Source organism: Burkholderia sp. AU31624 (assembly GCF_020420065.1).
Lineage (GTDB): Bacteria > Pseudomonadota > Gammaproteobacteria > Burkholderiales > Burkholderiaceae > Burkholderia.
In genome coordinates, this window is record NZ_JAIZRT010000002.1 from 788152 (window position 1) to 803890 (window position 15739).

A 15739-nucleotide genomic window follows, 5' to 3' on the forward strand; every position below is an offset into this window, starting at 1 on the left:
AGACGGTTCAGTGGCCGGACGACATCGGCTGCGGCCCGCGCGGCGTTCTCAGCAGCAGCGCGAGCGGCACGCAGGCAAGCAGCGCGAGGCCCAGCAGATAAAAGGTTTCGGAATAGGTCATCACGACGGCCTGGATCTGGATCTGCTGCGCCAGCTGTCCGAGCGCGCGCATGTTCGAATACGCGAGGTCGCCGGTGTGCGAGAACCAGTTGGCCGCGTAGGCCGACAGCCGGTCCTGCCCGATCAGCGAGTTCGCCGTCACCGATTCGCGGAGCGCGGCCGTATGGAAGGTCGTGCGCCGGTCGATCACGGTGCCGATGATCGCGAGCCCGATCGAGCCGCCGAGATTGCGCGCCATGTTGTAGAGCCCGGCCGCATCGCCCGAGTCTTCGCGTGCGACGGCCGCCATCGAGGCCTGGTTGAGCGGCATCATCGCGAGCATCTGCGCGACGCCGCGGATCAGTTGCGACCAGACGAAGTCGTGGCCGACGCTCTGCGCGGTCAGGCTGATGTCGAGCATGCAGCTCAGGCAGAACAGCAACAGCCCCGAGATCACGAGGATGCGGAAATCGACCTTGCCGAGCAGGCGCGGCAGGATCGGCATCACGAGGAACGCGGGCAGCCCCGACAGCAGCATGATCGCGCCTGCCTGTTCCGCGTTGTAGCCGGCGACGATCGCCAGGAACTGCGGCAGCAGGTAGGACACGCCGTACAGCCCGGCGCCCACCGCGGACACGATCACGATCACGCTCGCGTAGCGCGGGTTGCGCATCAGCGACAGCCGCATGATCGGCCGCTTTGCAAAGAGCTGCGACAACGCGATCAGGATCATTCCGGCAAGCGATACGAGGCTCAACGTGACGATCATCTGCGATTCGAACCAGCGCTCGCGCTGGCCTTCCTCGAGCACGACGGTGAGCGAGCTCAGACCGATCGCGAGACCCAAGATCCCGAGCCAGTCCGCGTTCAGGAATGCATGCCATTGCGGGCGGTCCGACGGCAGCCCGAATATCAACAACGCCATCAGCAACAGGCACACCGGCAGGTTCAGGAAAAAGCACCAGCTCCAGCTGACGTTCTCCGCGAGCCAGCCGCCGAGCACGGGGCCGAACAGCGGCCCGAGCAGCACGATCAGGCCGAACAGCGTCATGCCGACCGGCAACTGCGACAGCGGCAGCCGCGTGCGGATGATGGTTTGTGCAGTCGGGATCAGCGCACCGCCGGTGAAGCCCTGGCCGATCCGGCCGGCGATCATCATCGGCAGCGAATGCGACCAGCCGCACATCATCGAGAAGGCAATGAACAGCGCGGAGTTCGTCAGCAGGAAATTGCGCAGCCCGAACACGCGCGTGAGCCACGCGGCGAGCGGGATCATCACGATCTCCGACATCAGGTAGCCGGTCGAGATCCACGTGCCTTCGGTGCCGGTCGCGCCGATTTCACCCTGGATCTGCGGCAGCGCGGAGTTCGTGATCGAAATGTCGAGGGTCGCCATCAGCGCGCCGAGCGCGCCCGCCGCGACCGCGATCCAGTCGGTCACGCTCGCACGGCCCTCGTGCGGCGGCATGGGCATCATGGCGGACGGTTCAGCCATGATGCGTCTCGTCGCGGGCCGAGCGCGTATCGACGTCGACCGTCACCGACAGCCCCGGCAGCAGCATGCGCTGCGCGCGGGCGTCCGCGGCGAGGCGGATGCGTACCGGCACGCGCTGGACGATCTTCGTGAAGTTGCCGGTCGCATTCTCGGGCGGCAGCAGCGCGAATTGCGCGCCCGTGCCGGGGGCGAAGCTGTCGACGACGCCGGACAGCGCGCCGTCCGGCAGCGCGTCGACGTGCAGTTCGACGGGCTGGCCGATGCGCATGTTGCCGATCTGCGTTTCCTTGAAGTTCGCGACGAGGTAGATCGAGTCGACGGGCACGACGGTCAGCAGGCGCGTGCCGGGCTGCACGTATTGACCGACGCGCACGGTGCGATCGCCGACGCGGCCGGCGAGGGTGCTGCGCACGATCGTGTTGTCGAGGTCGAGCCGCGCCTGTGCGGCGCTGGCCTGCGCGGCTTCGAGCTGCGCGCGCGCCTGCTGGAGCTGCGCTGTGTACGACGCGATCTGCGTGCGGGCGGCAGCGATCGACGCATTGTTCGCGGCGAGCGTCGCGGCCGCCTGATCGCGCGTGCTCTTCAGGTCGGCCACGCGTTCGTGCGTTTCCGCGCCGGTCGCGGCGAGCGGCGCATAGCGCGTGTATTCGTCGCTGGCGTGCTGCGCATTGATGCGCGACACCTTCGCCTGTGCATCGGCCTGTTCGAGATTCGCATGCTGCTGGCTGATGTCGGCCTCGGCGCGTGCGATGTCGGCGCGGCGCGCGTCGACGGTCGCAAGCGATTGCGCGAGCGCGACCTGGTACTGGCGGACGTCGAGCCGCACGAGCGGATCGCCGGCCTTCACGGCCTGGTTGTCGCGCACGTACACGTCGGTCACGTAGCCGGCGACCTTCGGCGCGGCGGTCATGCTGTCCGCCTGCAGGTACGCGTCGTTGGTGCTTTCGATGAAGCAGCCGACCGTCCACCAGCGGCCGAGCCAGACGGCGCCGCCGATCGCCGCAAGCACGGCGACGACGAGCAGGATGCGCCGTTTCGATCCGTTGCCGTTGCGCCGGGTTGTTCCGTTTTCCTGACGATCTGCTTTCTGTGGCGGGTCTTGCTGCGTCGACATGCTGGCATCCAATTTATTCCAAGTGGAAGAATTATTCCAGTTGATAAAATTGTGTCAAGTAGAATGTCGATCGATCGAATGACGAGGAAGGCATGAACGAAGCGAAGAAGCTGCGCCGTACGTCGGCGGGCGGCTACGCCCGCGGCGACGAAACGCGCCGGCGGATCATTGAGGCGGCGATCGAACTGTTCGGCGAGCGGGGGTTCGCGGGGGCATCGACACGCGAGATCGCCGCGATGGCCGGCGTGAACGCGCCGGCGCTCCAGTACTACTTCGAGAACAAGGAAGGCGTGTACCGCGCGTGCGTGGAGACGATCGCGGAGCACGGCTGGGAAGTGTTCGCGCCGGCGGTCGGCCATGCGTGGGCGATGCTCGATGCGGACGCGGACGTCGACGTGCTGATCGATGCGTTCGTCGGGCTGCTGCGCGCGCTGTCGGACCGGATGTTCACGGCGCCGAAGACGATGAACCAGCGGATGTTCTTTGCACGCGAGCAAGGCGGCCAGGAGCCGGCGAGCGCGAGCGAAATCCTGATGAAGCGCATGCGCAAGCCGCTGAACGACGTGAGCGCCGAGCTGATCGGCCGCATCTCGGGGCGGCCGGCCAACGATCCCGTCACGCGCCTGCGTGCACTGAGCCTGTTCGGGCAGATCACGGTGTTCCACATCGCGCAGCGTTCGGCGCTGCAGTTGCTCGAATGGGAGGCATTCGAAGGCGAGCGCGCGAAATTGCTGATCGACACGATTGCCGAGCAGACTCGGGTGCTGCTCCAGCAATGGCACGTGCAGCGCGACGCATGGGCGGCCGAATCTGGAGCCGGCTCGAAGCGGGAGCCGGGTGCGACGGCGAAACGCACGGCGAAGGCGGGGGCGTCGACGCCCGCCGCGCAAGGCCCGCGGCGCGGGAGCAAGCCCGCCGCGCGTTGAACGCGGCGCGCCGTTGGCCCCGGCCGGTCAACCCGGCTTGCGCGCCGGTGCGGCCGGCGACGGCGGGCGGGCCGTCACTTCGGCAGCATGGCTGCTGTCGCCGCGGGTGCCGTTTTCGTCATCGACCACCGGCCGCGATCCGTCCGCGTACGCAACGACGCTGCGCTGCGGATTGGCGATCCGGATGCCGCGTTCGCGGAACGTCTCCGCGATCCGCCGGTTGAATTCACGCTGCACGCTCCAGCGCGTCGAGTCCGTGCATTGCATCTGCCCGGCCAGCGCGAGCGTCGCGCCGTCGACCTGGTCGATACCCCAGTAGCTGAAGTCCGACAGGATGCCGTCGCGGTACTTCGGATCGTCGCGCAATGCCGCACCGATCTCCTTCAGCGTCGCGATCGCGCGGTCGATATCCTCGCCGTAGGCAATGCTGATCTTGACGGCCGCGTTGCCGAGCCCGCGATTCGTATTGTTGACGGTCGTCACCGAGCTGAACGGAATCGTGTACAACGACCCGTCGCCGGCGCGCAGCCGCACGGTGCGGATCGACAGGTACTCGACCGTGCCCGACACACCGGCGAGCGTGACCCAGTCGCCCACCTGCATCGCGTTTTCCATCAGCAGGAAGATCCCGGTGATGAAATCCTGCACGAGCTTCTGCGAGCCGAAGCCGAGCGCGACACCGAAGATGCTGGCGCCGGCAAGCAGCGGGCCGACGTTCACGCCGAGCTGGCTGAGGCCCGTCAGCACGACGACGAGCGCGATCATCACGAACAGCAGCGTGCGCAGCATCGGCAGCAGCGTGCGCAGCCGCGCCGCGCGCATGAGATTGCCTTCGCGCGTCCAGCGCTGCAGGCGGCGCTCGATTGCGATGTTCGCGGCTTCCCACACGACGAGCGCGACGATGGCCGCGATGGCGATCGTCACCAGCGCCGACGCGAGCCGGTGGCCGATCGTGCCGGTCTCGAACGCGCGGAAAATCGGTACACCCCAGATCTGCAGCAGCAGCACGATGGTCACGATGCCGATCGCGCCCGACACGATCTGGCGCAGCAGCGGGTAGTAGCGGTACGCGTGCGCATGGACGATCGTGCGATCTTCGTCGCGGCCCTGGAACAGCCGCGCGAGCGCGCCGAACACGACGATCGACACGATCCGCATGCCGATCATCACGGCGATCGAGCGGCCGCCGAGCGTGATCAGCACGCGGTAGCCGTTGTGGACGTCGAGCGCCCACACGAACCACAGGGCCATCACGATGAAGACCGAGACGGGCGCCCACGCGTCCGCGAGCGCGTTGGCGACCATCGCGAAGGACGGGCGATCCGCGCCGGCCGCGCGGATCCGCGCGGCGACGGGCAAGCGGCACTGGAGGATCAGCGCCGAGACCATCAGGTGCCCGACGAGCGCGACGGCTTTCAGCAGCGCGACGTGACCGGCGTCGCTGAGGCCGAAGCTCGCGGCGATCTCGACCGCGGCCGTGCAGGCGCCGACCACGATCACGATCTGCGCGATCGAGCGTTGCGCGAAGTCGGCCCACGCGTCGCTGATGTGCAGCAAGCGCAATTGCCGCGCATCGGGCTGGAAGAACAGCCGGCTGACGATCGTGACGAGTCGGCAGATCACGTAGATGTCGATCAGCGCTTCGAGTGCGGATTCGACCGGGGCGCCCGTATCGCCGATCACCGACATCGTCAGGCTCGCGACGCCGACGAACACGAGCAGCGGCACGGCACGCAACGCAAGGCTGACGAGCGCGCGCGGCATCCGGTGCAGCAGCGTGGTGTGGCGGCGCGCGTGGCCGCGGCCTTGCGACGACGCGGGCGCGGCGTCGGGGACGTTGGAAGCGTCTGGTGGGGCGACTGCGCCCGGTGGTGCGTTGCCGTCGTCGAGCGTCGCGGAGTCGGGCGTAACGGATTCAGACTCGGACTCGGACTCGGTGCGGCGCGACGTGTCGGCGCGCCGAGCAGCCACTGCGGCCAGCGCACGTCGCAGCAGCCGCTTCGCGAACCATTCGACGACGAGCGCGGGGACGAGCACGGCGATGATGATCCAGAGCGCGTGTGCAAGATCCGCGCGCTCGTCGGCGCGCACCAGCTTGTCGTGCCACCAGTTGCCGACCGAGCCGACATCGAGCAGCGAGTGCAGCGATTCCTTCAGCGCACCGCCGATTTCGATGGTCCAGCGCGATCCCTGCCGGACGAGCATCGATGCGAGCCCGTTCGACGTCAGTGCCGCCGGAGCCGCGGCGGCCGACGCGGCGCTGGCCGCAGCCGCATCGCTCGCCGCGATCGCGGGTGCGCTCAACGCGCCGACGGCCGCGATCGCACGCAGCGTCGTTTCGACCTGCGCGCGATCGCGCGGATTTTCGAGCACATTGAGTGCCTGCTGCGCCTGTTGCGGCGTCAACGCGGGCGCGGTGCCGGAAGCGGCCGACGCGGCGGCCGGGGCGGGAGCGGCCGCATGGGCGGCCGAGATGACGGCGGCCAGCAGCCAGCCGAGGAGGAAATGTCGCATGGAGTAGGCATGCGGGCGCGCATCGGCGCGCGGCCCGCCAGGCTGAACGATGGACGGAAGTTAACATGATTGCGATGGAAACCGAATAGTTCCGTCGACGATCATTCGAATCGGGCATACCCGACGCGGCGCGGGCGTTTGCGGCGCGTTTGCGCAGTCATGTGTCCGACGCGGACTGTGGGTCGCCAGACAGGTCGGGCGTTTCAATTGTCGGCGCGAAAGACATTTGTAATGTCGGCTCGTCGACTACGATGCACCACGCACGCATTGGATCGAATTAATCTGGAATCCTGCCGAATCAAGCTGGCTCGTCGTGAAAAACCGGCAGAACGTGTTCCGCGATTTCCTCGATGACTTCGCGCACGGGCCGGTCCGAGCCGGGATTCAGCGTGACGTGGTGCGTGCCCGCCGCGTGCATGTCCCGCAGGATGTCGATCAATGCGCGGCGTCCGGTTGCATAGCCGAGCGGCAATGCGGTAGCCGGCGCATCGGGATCCGCGACGAGGTCGAGCCGCATCGAGACGCCGAACGCGCGAAAGGCGGGCATCGCGAGCCGGTCGACCGCCGCGCGCCACATCGAATAGCGTGCGCGTTGCGTGTCCGGATCGCGGTGGTACGTCATCCAGCCGAGCGAGTGCCGTGCGATCCAGTCGACGCTTTGTCCGCCCGAGCCGACCGCCAGCATCGGCACGGCGTCGGCGCCGCGCGGCAGCAGCGTGAATTCGGGTGCATCGGGCGGCGCTTCGTCGGGCAGCACGCGCGATGGCATGCCGAGCGCGGCCGCGACGACGTCCCAGTGGGCGCGGTAGCGGTCGCGCCGCGTCTCCGCATCGACACCGAACGCCGCATATTCGGGCGGCCGGTCGCCGGAGCCTAGCCCGAGGATGAAGCGGCCGCCCGACAGCGTCGCGACCGACAGCGCGCCTTTCGCGATATGCAGCGGATGACGCAGCGGCAGCACGATCGCGCCGCTGGCGAGCGTGATCCGGCGCGTACGCGACGCCAGTGCGCCGAGCAGGACCCACGGGTCGAGGTGGCCGACCGGATCGGGGTAGTCGGCGCTGTTCAGCGGCACGTCGCGAACCCACAGCGCGCGAAAGCCGAGCGCGTCGGCCAGCGCCGCGAGTTCGAGCTGCTCGTCGAAGTCGGCGACGATATGGCCGGTGCGAAGCAGCGGAAGCGTGAGGCCGATCGACAACCGTCCGTCCGAAAAGACGCGATGCGCGACATCGGGGCGGGCAGGGGCGGGCGTGGTCATGTCGAGTCCTTGGAGGCAGCGCGAAGCGAACGCGCGACGTTGCGTGTTCGAATGCTAGCGTGTTTGCACGACGGTTGCCCGGTATGGCATGCGCGGTGACCGGTTGACGTCGAGGCAACGCAGGTCATGCGGGCTGCGGGCCGGGCATAATCGGGGCCTTCCGTCATTGAAAACAACAAATCCGGATGAACATGCTTCGACACATGGCGATCGGTCTGGCGGCAAGCGCGATGCTTTTCGCGGTCGCGTCGGACGCGCTCGCGGACGATGCGCAGCGCGCCGCTATTTGCAAGACCGCCGAGGAAACGGGCTACACGGCCGACATCCGCAATTGCCTCGGACTGAAATACGAAGCAGCCGACAAGCGCTTGAATGCGGTCTACAAGACGAAGATGGCGAACCTGGATGCGCAAGGCCAGGCGAGACTGCGCAACGACGAGCGCCGCTGGCTCAAGGCGCGGGACGCGAAGTGCGCCGAATCGCGGCAGCCCGATGCGGGCGGCACGCTCGGGCTCGTGGAGGTCGACAGTTGCTTCGTCAACGAAACCGAGCGTCGCATCAAGGTGATCGACGCCTTTCGTTGAGGTGTCGCGCCGGCTCCAGTGCTATGCCACTCGCAGCGTCGTGCCGCGCAGCGTGAGGCCGAGGCGCGACGCCACGCGTCGTGACGCGCGGTTGTCGCTGTCGGTGCTGTAAAACAGCGTGCGCGTTTGAAGCGACGGCAGTCGCGACCACGCCGCGGTCACCGCCGCCGCGAGCCCGCGCCCACGAAATGCAGGGGCCGTCGCGAGACCGAGTTCGGCACCGACTTCGGACAGCCGCGCGGCAAACGCGACCGACGCGACTTCTCCATCGACGACAGCCGCGCACCACGGCGCCCACAGATCGGCGGCGCTTCGAAATCCCATCGAGTACAGGCCTTCGGGCATCCCGTGCTTGGACAGCGCATGCAGCAGATGGCGGCCCGCGTCGCTGTCGCCGTCGATCAGCGCGACGCGCGCGTCGGTGTCGAAACCGAGCGCGTGCGGCAGCGGGTAGACAAGGCCGATATTCCAGTGCGGAACAGGGGCGAGCAGCGCGAGATAGCGATCGAGGTGCGCGGGCTGCATGTGGTCCGCCGACGGCGGTTCGCTGCTGGCCAGGTGTGCGAGTTCGTCTGCAACAGCAGTGGGCACGTCGGCGCGTATGCCCGCCAGGTTGCCGTCGGTGCTTCGGCCGAGCCAGAAGCGCGGCCCGGGCGAGCAGTCGGGATCGTTCTCGCGTTCGATCCGGCGATCCGGATGCAGGCGGAACAGCGTGCGGTAGTCGGTATCCAGCCAGTCGTGTGCGTCAGGCATGCGTCGGGTAGTGGGCTCCGGTCGGGTGGTGCGCGCCGCGCGCCGGTTCATGCGGCACTGTGGGGCGATTGTAAGCCGTTCGGCGGTCGCGCGTCGATGCAACGTCGCGCTGTCCGCCGGGGCCGGGCGGGTGCGGCGTGACGGCTCGCCCGGCCCCGGCAGCCGATCCGGCAGGCGTTTCAGTTTCGAAACGTTCGCGCTGTTTGCCGGTGCGCGATGCGCGTCGATGGCCCCGTTTTGACCCGCGCGGCCTTGCGGCGTGAAGCATGGTGCGCTCCTTGCATATCTGTGCAGGCCGTGAGCGCGGTCGCGGACGCAGTCGGTCCGGCGATCGCTTCAGTGGGTCGGACGTATCGGAGACGGGGACAAGAGAATGAAAACAGACCGAATCGCAACGTGTGGTGTTGCAAACATGAATCGCCGACCTGCCGGGCTATTCGCTTCGCCGTTTATCGAGGCGACGTGAGCGCGCGGCTTTCCGTTCCATCCGAGCAATCGGGCTTGTTCTGAACGACGACGTGCAGGCATGACGCACGAGGCCGACTGGTGCCAGTCGGCCGTCGGGGATGAACCGTGAATGCCTGCGGATGGCCCGGCCCGGATCCCGGATCCCGGATCGTCAATCTGCCGCGCGCAACGCAAGTCGTCGTGCGGCGTAGACGTGTGCGTGCCGTGCATTGCGGTGGCGCGACGGGGCCGAACCGGCACGCACCGGAAAGCCGGCAGCGCATCGATGCATTCGGCATCGCGGAACACATGGAGTCCAGGGGAAGCGTTCACCAGCCGCAGCAAGGCGGACGCCGCGAAATTGTGCTGTCAGTTGATCCACTACCCCGATGGATCAATTGTTGAAGCGCCCATCGCCGAGTGGCGGATGGGCGTCTTTTTTTGTGCGCCGATGTGCGACGCGAGCCATCGGCCCGATCGCGCGGCGTTCTGTATCATGTGCTGGCGTGCCTGGCTGCCCGTGCGGGCGCACGGTACTTGCCGGCGCGCCCGATCACGCGTTGCCAACATGAACGACAAAGCCCTGCACGACCCTTCAACCGCCGGCCTCGAACCGGCCGCACTCGATGCGCTGCACACGTTCGTCGAGCGTCATCCGCGCCTGCTGGTACTGACCGGCGCGGGCATCAGCACCGACTCCGGCATTCCCGGCTATCGCGACCGCAACGGCCAATGGATGCGCTCGCCGCCGATCCAGCTCCACGAATTCCTCGGCTCCGATGCCGCGCGGCGGCGCTATTGGGCGCGCAGCATGATCGGCTGGCCCGTCGTCGGCCGCGCGCAGCCGAACGGGTCGCACGTGGCGCTGGCGCGGCTCGGCAGCGCGGGACGGGTCGAGCGGCTCGTCACGCAGAACGTCGACGGCCTGCACCAGCGCGCGGGCAGCGGCGACGTGATTGAACTGCACGGCGGAATCGACGGCGTCACGTGCCTTGGCTGCGGCGCGCATCATGCGCGCGCGACGATCCAGGTCATGCTCGAGGCCGACAATCCCGAACTGCTGGGCGCGCAGGCCGAGCCGGCCGCGGATGGCGACGCGCACCTCGAATGGGCCGCGCTCGACACGTTCCGCATTCCGGCGTGCCCCGCGTGCGGCGGGCTGCTGAAGCCGGCGGTCGTGTTCTTCGGCGAAAACGTGCCGCGCGAGCGCGTGGCGCTCGCGTCGCAGGCGCTCGAGGCGGCCGATGCGCTGCTGGTCGTCGGCTCGTCGCTGATGGTGTATTCCGGCTATCGCTTCTGCGTGTGGGCGCAGGCACAGAACAAGCCGGTCGCCGCGCTCAATCTCGGCCATACGCGCGCCGATCCGATGCTGACGCTGAAGGTCGAGGCGCGCTGCGCACCCGCGCTCGACGCGCTGACCGCGCGGCTGGGCCTCGCGAACCACGCACCGGAGCAGGCATCGTGACCGATCCGACCTCTTCGCCCGATCCGTCCGCGCGGCTGTCGGCGCCGGCGGCCGAACGCAATCGCGGGCCGATCCTCGACGTCTTGCGCCGCGTGCTGCCGGCGAGCGGCCGCGTGCTCGAAATCGCGAGCGGCACGGGGCAGCACGCGGTCCACTTCGCGCAGGCGCTGCCGGGCCTGCACTGGCAGCCGAGCGATCCCGATGCGCAGGCGCGGCGCTCGATCGCCGCGTGGGTTGCCCATGCCGGCCTCGCCAACGTTGCCGGGCCGCTCGCGTTCGATGTGCGGGACGCGTCCTGGCCGGTCGACACGCTCGATGCCATCGTCTGCATCAACATGATTCACATCTCGCCGTGGGCCTGCACCGACGCGCTGTTCGCGGGTGCGTCGCGCCTGCTGCGGCCGGGCGGCGTGCTGTTCCTGTACGGGCCGTATCGCCGCGAGGGCCGGCATACGGCGCCGTCGAACGAAGCGTTCGACCTGCAGCTGCGCGGCCGCGACCCGTCGTGGGGCGTGCGCGATCTCGAGACCGTCGTCGCGCTCGGCCTCGATCGCGGGCTCGACTGCATCGAGGTGGTCGAGATGCCGGCGAACAACCTGAGCGTCGTGTTCCGGCGGCTGCCGCACGCGGAGCAATGACAGGCAAGCGCGCATCGCCGCCGGGTTTCCACTATCCTTTCGCCTGTGCGCGCGACCCGGCTCGGGTCGCGCCCCGTTTTTTCCGGAGAATTGACTAATGGGCAAACAAGCAATCGGTGTGATCGGGCTCGCGGTGATGGGCCGCAATCTCGCACTCAATATCGAGAGCCGCGGTTACGCGGTGTCGGTGTACAACCGCAGCCGCGAGAAAACCGACGAACTGATCGCCGAATTCCCCGGCCGCAATCTGGTGCCGACCTATACGCTCGAGGAATTCGTCGCGTCGCTCGAAACGCCGCGCCGGATCCTGATGATGGTGAAGGCCGGCGAGGCGACCGATGCGACGATCGCATCGCTCAAGCCGCTGCTCGAGAAGGGCGACGTGCTGATCGACGGCGGCAATACGCACTTCACCGACACGATCCGCCGCAACCAGGAGCTCGCGCAATCGGGCCTGCACTTCATCGGCACGGGCGTGTCGGGGGGCGAAGAGGGCGCGCTGCGCGGCCCGTCGATCATGCCCGGCGGCCAGCGTGATGCGTACGACCTCGTCGAGCCGATCCTCAAGCAGATCGCCGCCAAGGCGCCGTCGGACGGCGAGCCGTGCGTCGCGTACATGGGCCCGGACGGTGCAGGCCATTACGTGAAGATGGTCCACAACGGCATCGAATACGGCGACATGCAGCTGATCGCCGAAAGCTATGCGGTGCTGAAGGACGTCGCGGGCCTGACCAACGACGAACTCGGCGCGGTGTACACCGAGTGGAACCAGGGCGAGCTCGACAGCTACCTGATGGAGATCACGTCGAAGATCTTCGGTAAGAAGGACGAGGAAACAGGCAAGCACCTGGTCGACGTGATCCTCGATCGCGCCGCGCAGAAGGGCACCGGCAAGTGGACGAGCCAGAATGCGCTGGATCTCGGCGTGCCGCTGCCGCTGATCACCGAATCGGTGTTCGCGCGCGTGCTGTCGTCGCTGAAGACCGAGCGCGTCGCGGCTGGCAAGGTCCTGGCGGGCCCGGCCGCCGCGCCGTTCGAAGGCGATCGCGCCGCGTTCGTCGAAGCGGTGCGCCGCGCGCTGTACCTGAGCAAGGTGATCTCGTACGCGCAGGGCTTCGCGCAACTGCGCACGGCGTCGGAAGAGTACGGCTGGAACCTCGATCTCGGCACGATCGCGAAGATCTTCCGTGCGGGCTGTATCATCCGCGCGCGTTTCCTGCAGAAGATCACGGACGCGTACGCGAAGGATTCGGCGCTCGCGAACCTGCTGCTCGACCCGTACTTCAAGGACATCGCCGCGAATTACCAGGCATCGCTGCGCGACGTCGTGGTCGCCGCGGTGAAGGCCGGCGTGCCGGTACCGGCGTTCGCGTCGGCGGTCGCGTACTTCGACAGCTACCGCTCCGAGCGGCTGCCGGCGAACCTCGTGCAGGCGCAGCGAGATTTCTTCGGCGCGCACACGTTCGAGCGTACCGACAAGCCGGGCAGCTTCCACGCGAACTGGTCGTAACCGGCTGGCGAGGGCGGCATTGTTGCGAAAATCTATTCTATCGATAGGGTTTTTCGATACCGGATGCCGGGATTGTTGGTTCCTGGGAAATAGTGTTTTCGTGGTTTCATGGTTTTCCCTAGGTGCTGCCGGGACTAAACTCTGTTCCATCGCTGCAGACATGGTGTGTGCGGCGGAGCAAAAAAATCCCGGAGGTAATCATGAAATCGCTGATCGCAACGTTCGCCGCAGCTGCCGTCCTCGCCGTTCCCGCCGTCTCGTTCGCCCAACAGAACGCGCCCGTCACCCGTGCACAAGTGAAGGCCGACCTGGTCGCCGTGCAACAGGCCGGCTACAAGCTGGGCAGCGACCGTACGAACTACCCGGAAGGCATCCAGGCTGTTGAAGCCCGCCTGAACCCGCAACAGAACGTCGCCGCTGCCGACACGACCGGCTACGGCGCGCAACCGGCTGCCGCGCAAGAATCCGGCGCGCCGGCCAAGGCCAAGACCGGCTGGCAAGTCAAGCGTATCGCTGACGACGCCCCGATCTACAAGGGTCGTTAATGGTGCGGCCGCATCGGCGGCCTGATCCGACCCTGGAAGTACAAACAGCCCGTCGTTCCGTCATGCGGAACGGCGGGCTGTTTTCATTGGCGGCGCGCCTATCGTGCCAGCCGCCAGTTCAGTGCAGCGCGTGCCGGCGGTGCCCGATATCCCGGAACAGCGCTTCGGCCGGTTCCAGCACCTGCAGCCACGTTTCGTCGTAGCCGCTCAACGTGTCGAGCGCGTCGCGCAGCCGCTCGATCGCGAGGACCGGCAGCTCGACGCTGTGGCGCGTGGCGCCCGTCATATGCGCGACACTCGCCAACTGGACGAGCGCATCGGCCGCCTCGGCGACGTCGGTCGCGAACAGCAGGTGCCGGTTGAGCAATTCGACCAGGCCGCTGGAACCGGAGAAGTCGTCGGCGTTGAGCTGCACGGAAAGAAACGTCGCATTATTCATTGTCATGCTCCTCGTTGTCGTTGGATCGCGCAGTGCATCACCGAGTATAGGTGGCGAACGACGGGGAGAATGTGACGGGATCGAGACTGCCCGCAAGGGCGGCGCGGCGAGCGGAAGCGCCGCTAAAGCCGCCCGACGGCCCGCGCGGCGCGGCTTGCAGGCCACCGGCACGCCGGTGCGACGCCGCAAGATTGTTGCCGGATCAGGCACCTGACGCGGCCTTGACCGCCACAAATGGTATCTTTGCCGGTCGGGACGACGCGAAAAAGGGGCCGGTGAGCCCATTCGCACCCACGTCCCGCTGTGGAAACTGACGGCCGCGAGCGCGGTCGGATACTGGTTGATCCGGCCGTTCGGCCGGACATCGTGCGTCGCGCGCCGGGGGGCGGTGGGCGGCGCAACGACGCAAATCCGGGAGGACCCTTGAGAGAAACTATTCCCATCCACGATGCGCTGATGCGCTGGCTGCCGCAGGCGGCGCTCGTTGCCGCAGCCATCGCGCTGACGGGCTGCACGATGACGCCGTGGACCGACAGCTGGCAGCCGGCGCGCCAGCCGGCACCCACGTCGGCCGCGACGCCGGGCGTGATAGCCGGCTATTACCGCGTGAATCCGGGCGATACGCTCGCGGGCGTCGCGAACGCCTACGGGCAGCGCGTCCAGGACGTGGCCAGCTGGAACCACATGGCGCCGACCGATGCCGTGTATCCCGGCCAGGTGCTGCGCGTCGCGCCGCCGCCTGCCGCGACGTCGCTCGGGCAGCCGCCCGCGGCGGCCGCACAGCCGGGCTCGCTCGCCTGGCCGGCCACCGGTGTCGTGGCGACGCCGTTCTCGGCCGGCAAGACGCGCGGCCTCGTGATCGCTGCGTCCGGGCCCGACCATTCGGTGCGGGCCGCGGCGGCCGGGCGCGTGGTGTACGCCGGATCCGGCGTCAAGGCCTACGGGCCGCTCGTGATCCTGAAGCATGAGAACGGGCTCATCACGGCCTACGGACACAACGGCAAGCTGCTCGTCAACGAAGGCGACGCGGTGCGCCAGGGCCAGCCGGTCGCCGAAATGGGCACGGACGCGAGCGGCCGCTCGACGTTCGAATTCGAAGTCCGCCAGAACGGCAAGGTCGTCGATCCGATGAACTTCCTGCCGCGCAACGGCGGCTGATCGTCCGCTTCATCCCGTGTGCGCCGGGCGGCGCACACGCTCCCGCCTTCATCCTTTCCTGAGCGTCACCGCACCGGACGGTCTCGCGTGATTGCCGAGCCAGCGAATACCCATTGCGAGCGCCACCGCGCCCAGCGCGATCAGCGAACACTGAATCGCGACCGGCAGGTAGCCGTGCGGCCGCGGATCGACGAACGGGTAGGGATACCAGTTCTCGAATGAGCCGCGCACGAACGTATAGCCGAGATAGACGATCGGGAAGGCGAGCCACGTGAACGCGCTGCGCCACGGGATCGGCAGGCGCGGCTCCACGTACAGCCAGTCGCACAGCACGACGAGCGGCACGATCCGGTGCAGCACCCAGTTGTTGAACGCGGGCGTGACGTGGTGCAGCGCATCGAGCCGCGCGAGCAGGAGTTCGTAGACGATCGCGGTGATCAGCATGTACAGCACCGCGGCGCCGCGCATCGATTCGTAGCGGGCCGAGCCGGGGCGCGCGATGCGCCAGAGCCCGACGGCGAGCATCGCGGCCGCGTAGAGGCTGCTCAGTTGCGTGAAGTAGCTGAGGTAGTTGCCGAGATGAAAGCCCGGCAGGTGCCAGTAGCCGGCGACGCTGTGCAGCGTGGTGGATACCGCGAGCAACGCGGCGGTCAGCCGATAGGCCGCAACGAAGAACGCCTTGCTCATGATGCCCGCGCGCCGTCGCACCAAAGCTTCATCGTGCCACAGCCGTTCTGGCGCGCGATGCGGACTTTCCATATGAAGCCCCGCTCGGCGCGCGTGGGCAATTCGTC

Annotated in this window: 14 protein-coding genes; 7 read left to right on the forward strand and 7 right to left on the reverse strand. The window is 67.8% G+C overall.

Annotation, left to right across the window (positions count from 1 at the left end; translation table 11 throughout):
* Window positions 1–7 precede the first annotated feature (7 nt).
* Entirely contained in the window at window positions 8–1594 is a 1587-nt protein-coding gene (locus LGM89_RS08835) for an MDR family MFS transporter (protein WP_226204044.1), read from the reverse strand.
* Window positions 1587–2708, reverse strand: a complete 1122-nt coding sequence (locus LGM89_RS08840; protein WP_226272859.1) for an HlyD family secretion protein — start codon at window positions 2706–2708, stop codon at window positions 1587–1589. The genes LGM89_RS08835 and LGM89_RS08840 overlap by 8 nt, the downstream gene beginning before the upstream one ends.
* A gap of 92 nt (window positions 2709–2800) precedes the next feature.
* Between LGM89_RS08840 and LGM89_RS08845 the strand changes: the two genes are divergently transcribed.
* Window positions 2801–3634 carry a CerR family C-terminal domain-containing protein gene (locus tag LGM89_RS08845; protein ID WP_226272860.1) on the forward strand — a complete coding sequence of 278 codons (834 nt, stop codon included), beginning with the start codon at window positions 2801–2803 and terminating at the stop codon, window positions 3632–3634.
* Window positions 3635–3661: 27 nt separating this feature from the next.
* Here LGM89_RS08845 and LGM89_RS08850 read toward each other — a convergent pair whose 3' ends face one another.
* Window positions 3662–6148, reverse strand: a complete 2487-nt coding sequence (locus LGM89_RS08850; RefSeq protein ID WP_226272861.1) for a mechanosensitive ion channel family protein — start codon at window positions 6146–6148, stop codon at window positions 3662–3664.
* A 298-nt stretch (window positions 6149–6446) separates the two neighbouring features.
* Window positions 6447–7406, reverse strand: a complete 960-nt coding sequence (locus LGM89_RS08855) for an LLM class oxidoreductase (RefSeq protein ID WP_226272862.1) — start codon at window positions 7404–7406, stop codon at window positions 6447–6449.
* A 185-nt stretch (window positions 7407–7591) separates the two neighbouring features.
* Here LGM89_RS08855 and LGM89_RS08860 point away from each other — a divergent pair, with 185 nt between their 5' ends.
* The gene (locus tag LGM89_RS08860; RefSeq protein WP_089497387.1) at window positions 7592–7990 is read left to right on the forward strand and encodes a lysozyme inhibitor LprI family protein; all 399 of its coding nucleotides are present in this window, start codon (window positions 7592–7594) and stop codon (window positions 7988–7990) included.
* 21 nt (window positions 7991–8011) lie between these two features.
* On the opposite strand, the gene LGM89_RS08865 is transcribed toward LGM89_RS08860, so the two are convergent.
* Window positions 8012–8743 (reverse strand): GNAT family N-acetyltransferase, encoded by a 732-nt coding sequence (locus tag LGM89_RS08865; protein ID WP_226272863.1) that lies wholly within the window; start codon window positions 8741–8743, stop codon window positions 8012–8014.
* A 1015-nt stretch (window positions 8744–9758) separates the two neighbouring features.
* On the opposite strand from LGM89_RS08865, the gene LGM89_RS08870 reads away from it, so the two are divergent.
* From LGM89_RS08870 to LGM89_RS08885, 4 genes are all read left to right on the forward strand, one after another.
* Window positions 9759–10655, forward strand: a complete 897-nt coding sequence (locus tag LGM89_RS08870; RefSeq protein ID WP_226272864.1) for an NAD-dependent protein deacetylase — start codon at window positions 9759–9761, stop codon at window positions 10653–10655.
* Window positions 10652–11293 carry a DUF938 domain-containing protein gene (locus LGM89_RS08875; protein ID WP_089474451.1) on the forward strand — a complete coding sequence of 214 codons (642 nt, stop codon included), beginning with the start codon at window positions 10652–10654 and terminating at the stop codon, window positions 11291–11293. Before LGM89_RS08870 ends, LGM89_RS08875 begins: the two co-directional genes overlap by 4 nt.
* Window positions 11294–11390: 97 nt before the next feature.
* The gene (gene gndA / locus LGM89_RS08880; protein ID WP_226272865.1) at window positions 11391–12803 is read left to right on the forward strand and encodes an NADP-dependent phosphogluconate dehydrogenase; all 1413 of its coding nucleotides are present in this window, start codon (window positions 11391–11393) and stop codon (window positions 12801–12803) included.
* 200 nt (window positions 12804–13003) lie between these two features.
* On the forward strand, window positions 13004–13348 hold the full coding sequence (locus LGM89_RS08885) for a DUF4148 domain-containing protein (protein ID WP_226272866.1): 345 nt from the start codon (window positions 13004–13006) through the stop codon (window positions 13346–13348).
* 118 nt (window positions 13349–13466) lie between these two features.
* Here the strand turns inward: LGM89_RS08885 and LGM89_RS08890 are convergent, their stop codons facing one another.
* Window positions 13467–13787 (reverse strand): hypothetical protein, encoded by a 321-nt coding sequence (locus LGM89_RS08890; protein ID WP_089497384.1) that lies wholly within the window; start codon window positions 13785–13787, stop codon window positions 13467–13469.
* Window positions 13788–14210: 423 nt separating this feature from the next.
* Here LGM89_RS08890 and LGM89_RS08895 point away from each other — a divergent pair, with 423 nt between their 5' ends.
* The gene (locus tag LGM89_RS08895; protein WP_226272867.1) at window positions 14211–14945 is read left to right on the forward strand and encodes a peptidoglycan DD-metalloendopeptidase family protein; all 735 of its coding nucleotides are present in this window, start codon (window positions 14211–14213) and stop codon (window positions 14943–14945) included.
* A 48-nt stretch (window positions 14946–14993) separates the two neighbouring features.
* Here the strand turns inward: LGM89_RS08895 and LGM89_RS08900 are convergent, their stop codons facing one another.
* Window positions 14994–15632 (reverse strand): Pr6Pr family membrane protein, encoded by a 639-nt coding sequence (locus LGM89_RS08900; protein ID WP_226272868.1) that lies wholly within the window; start codon window positions 15630–15632, stop codon window positions 14994–14996.
* Window positions 15633–15739 lie beyond the last annotated feature (107 nt).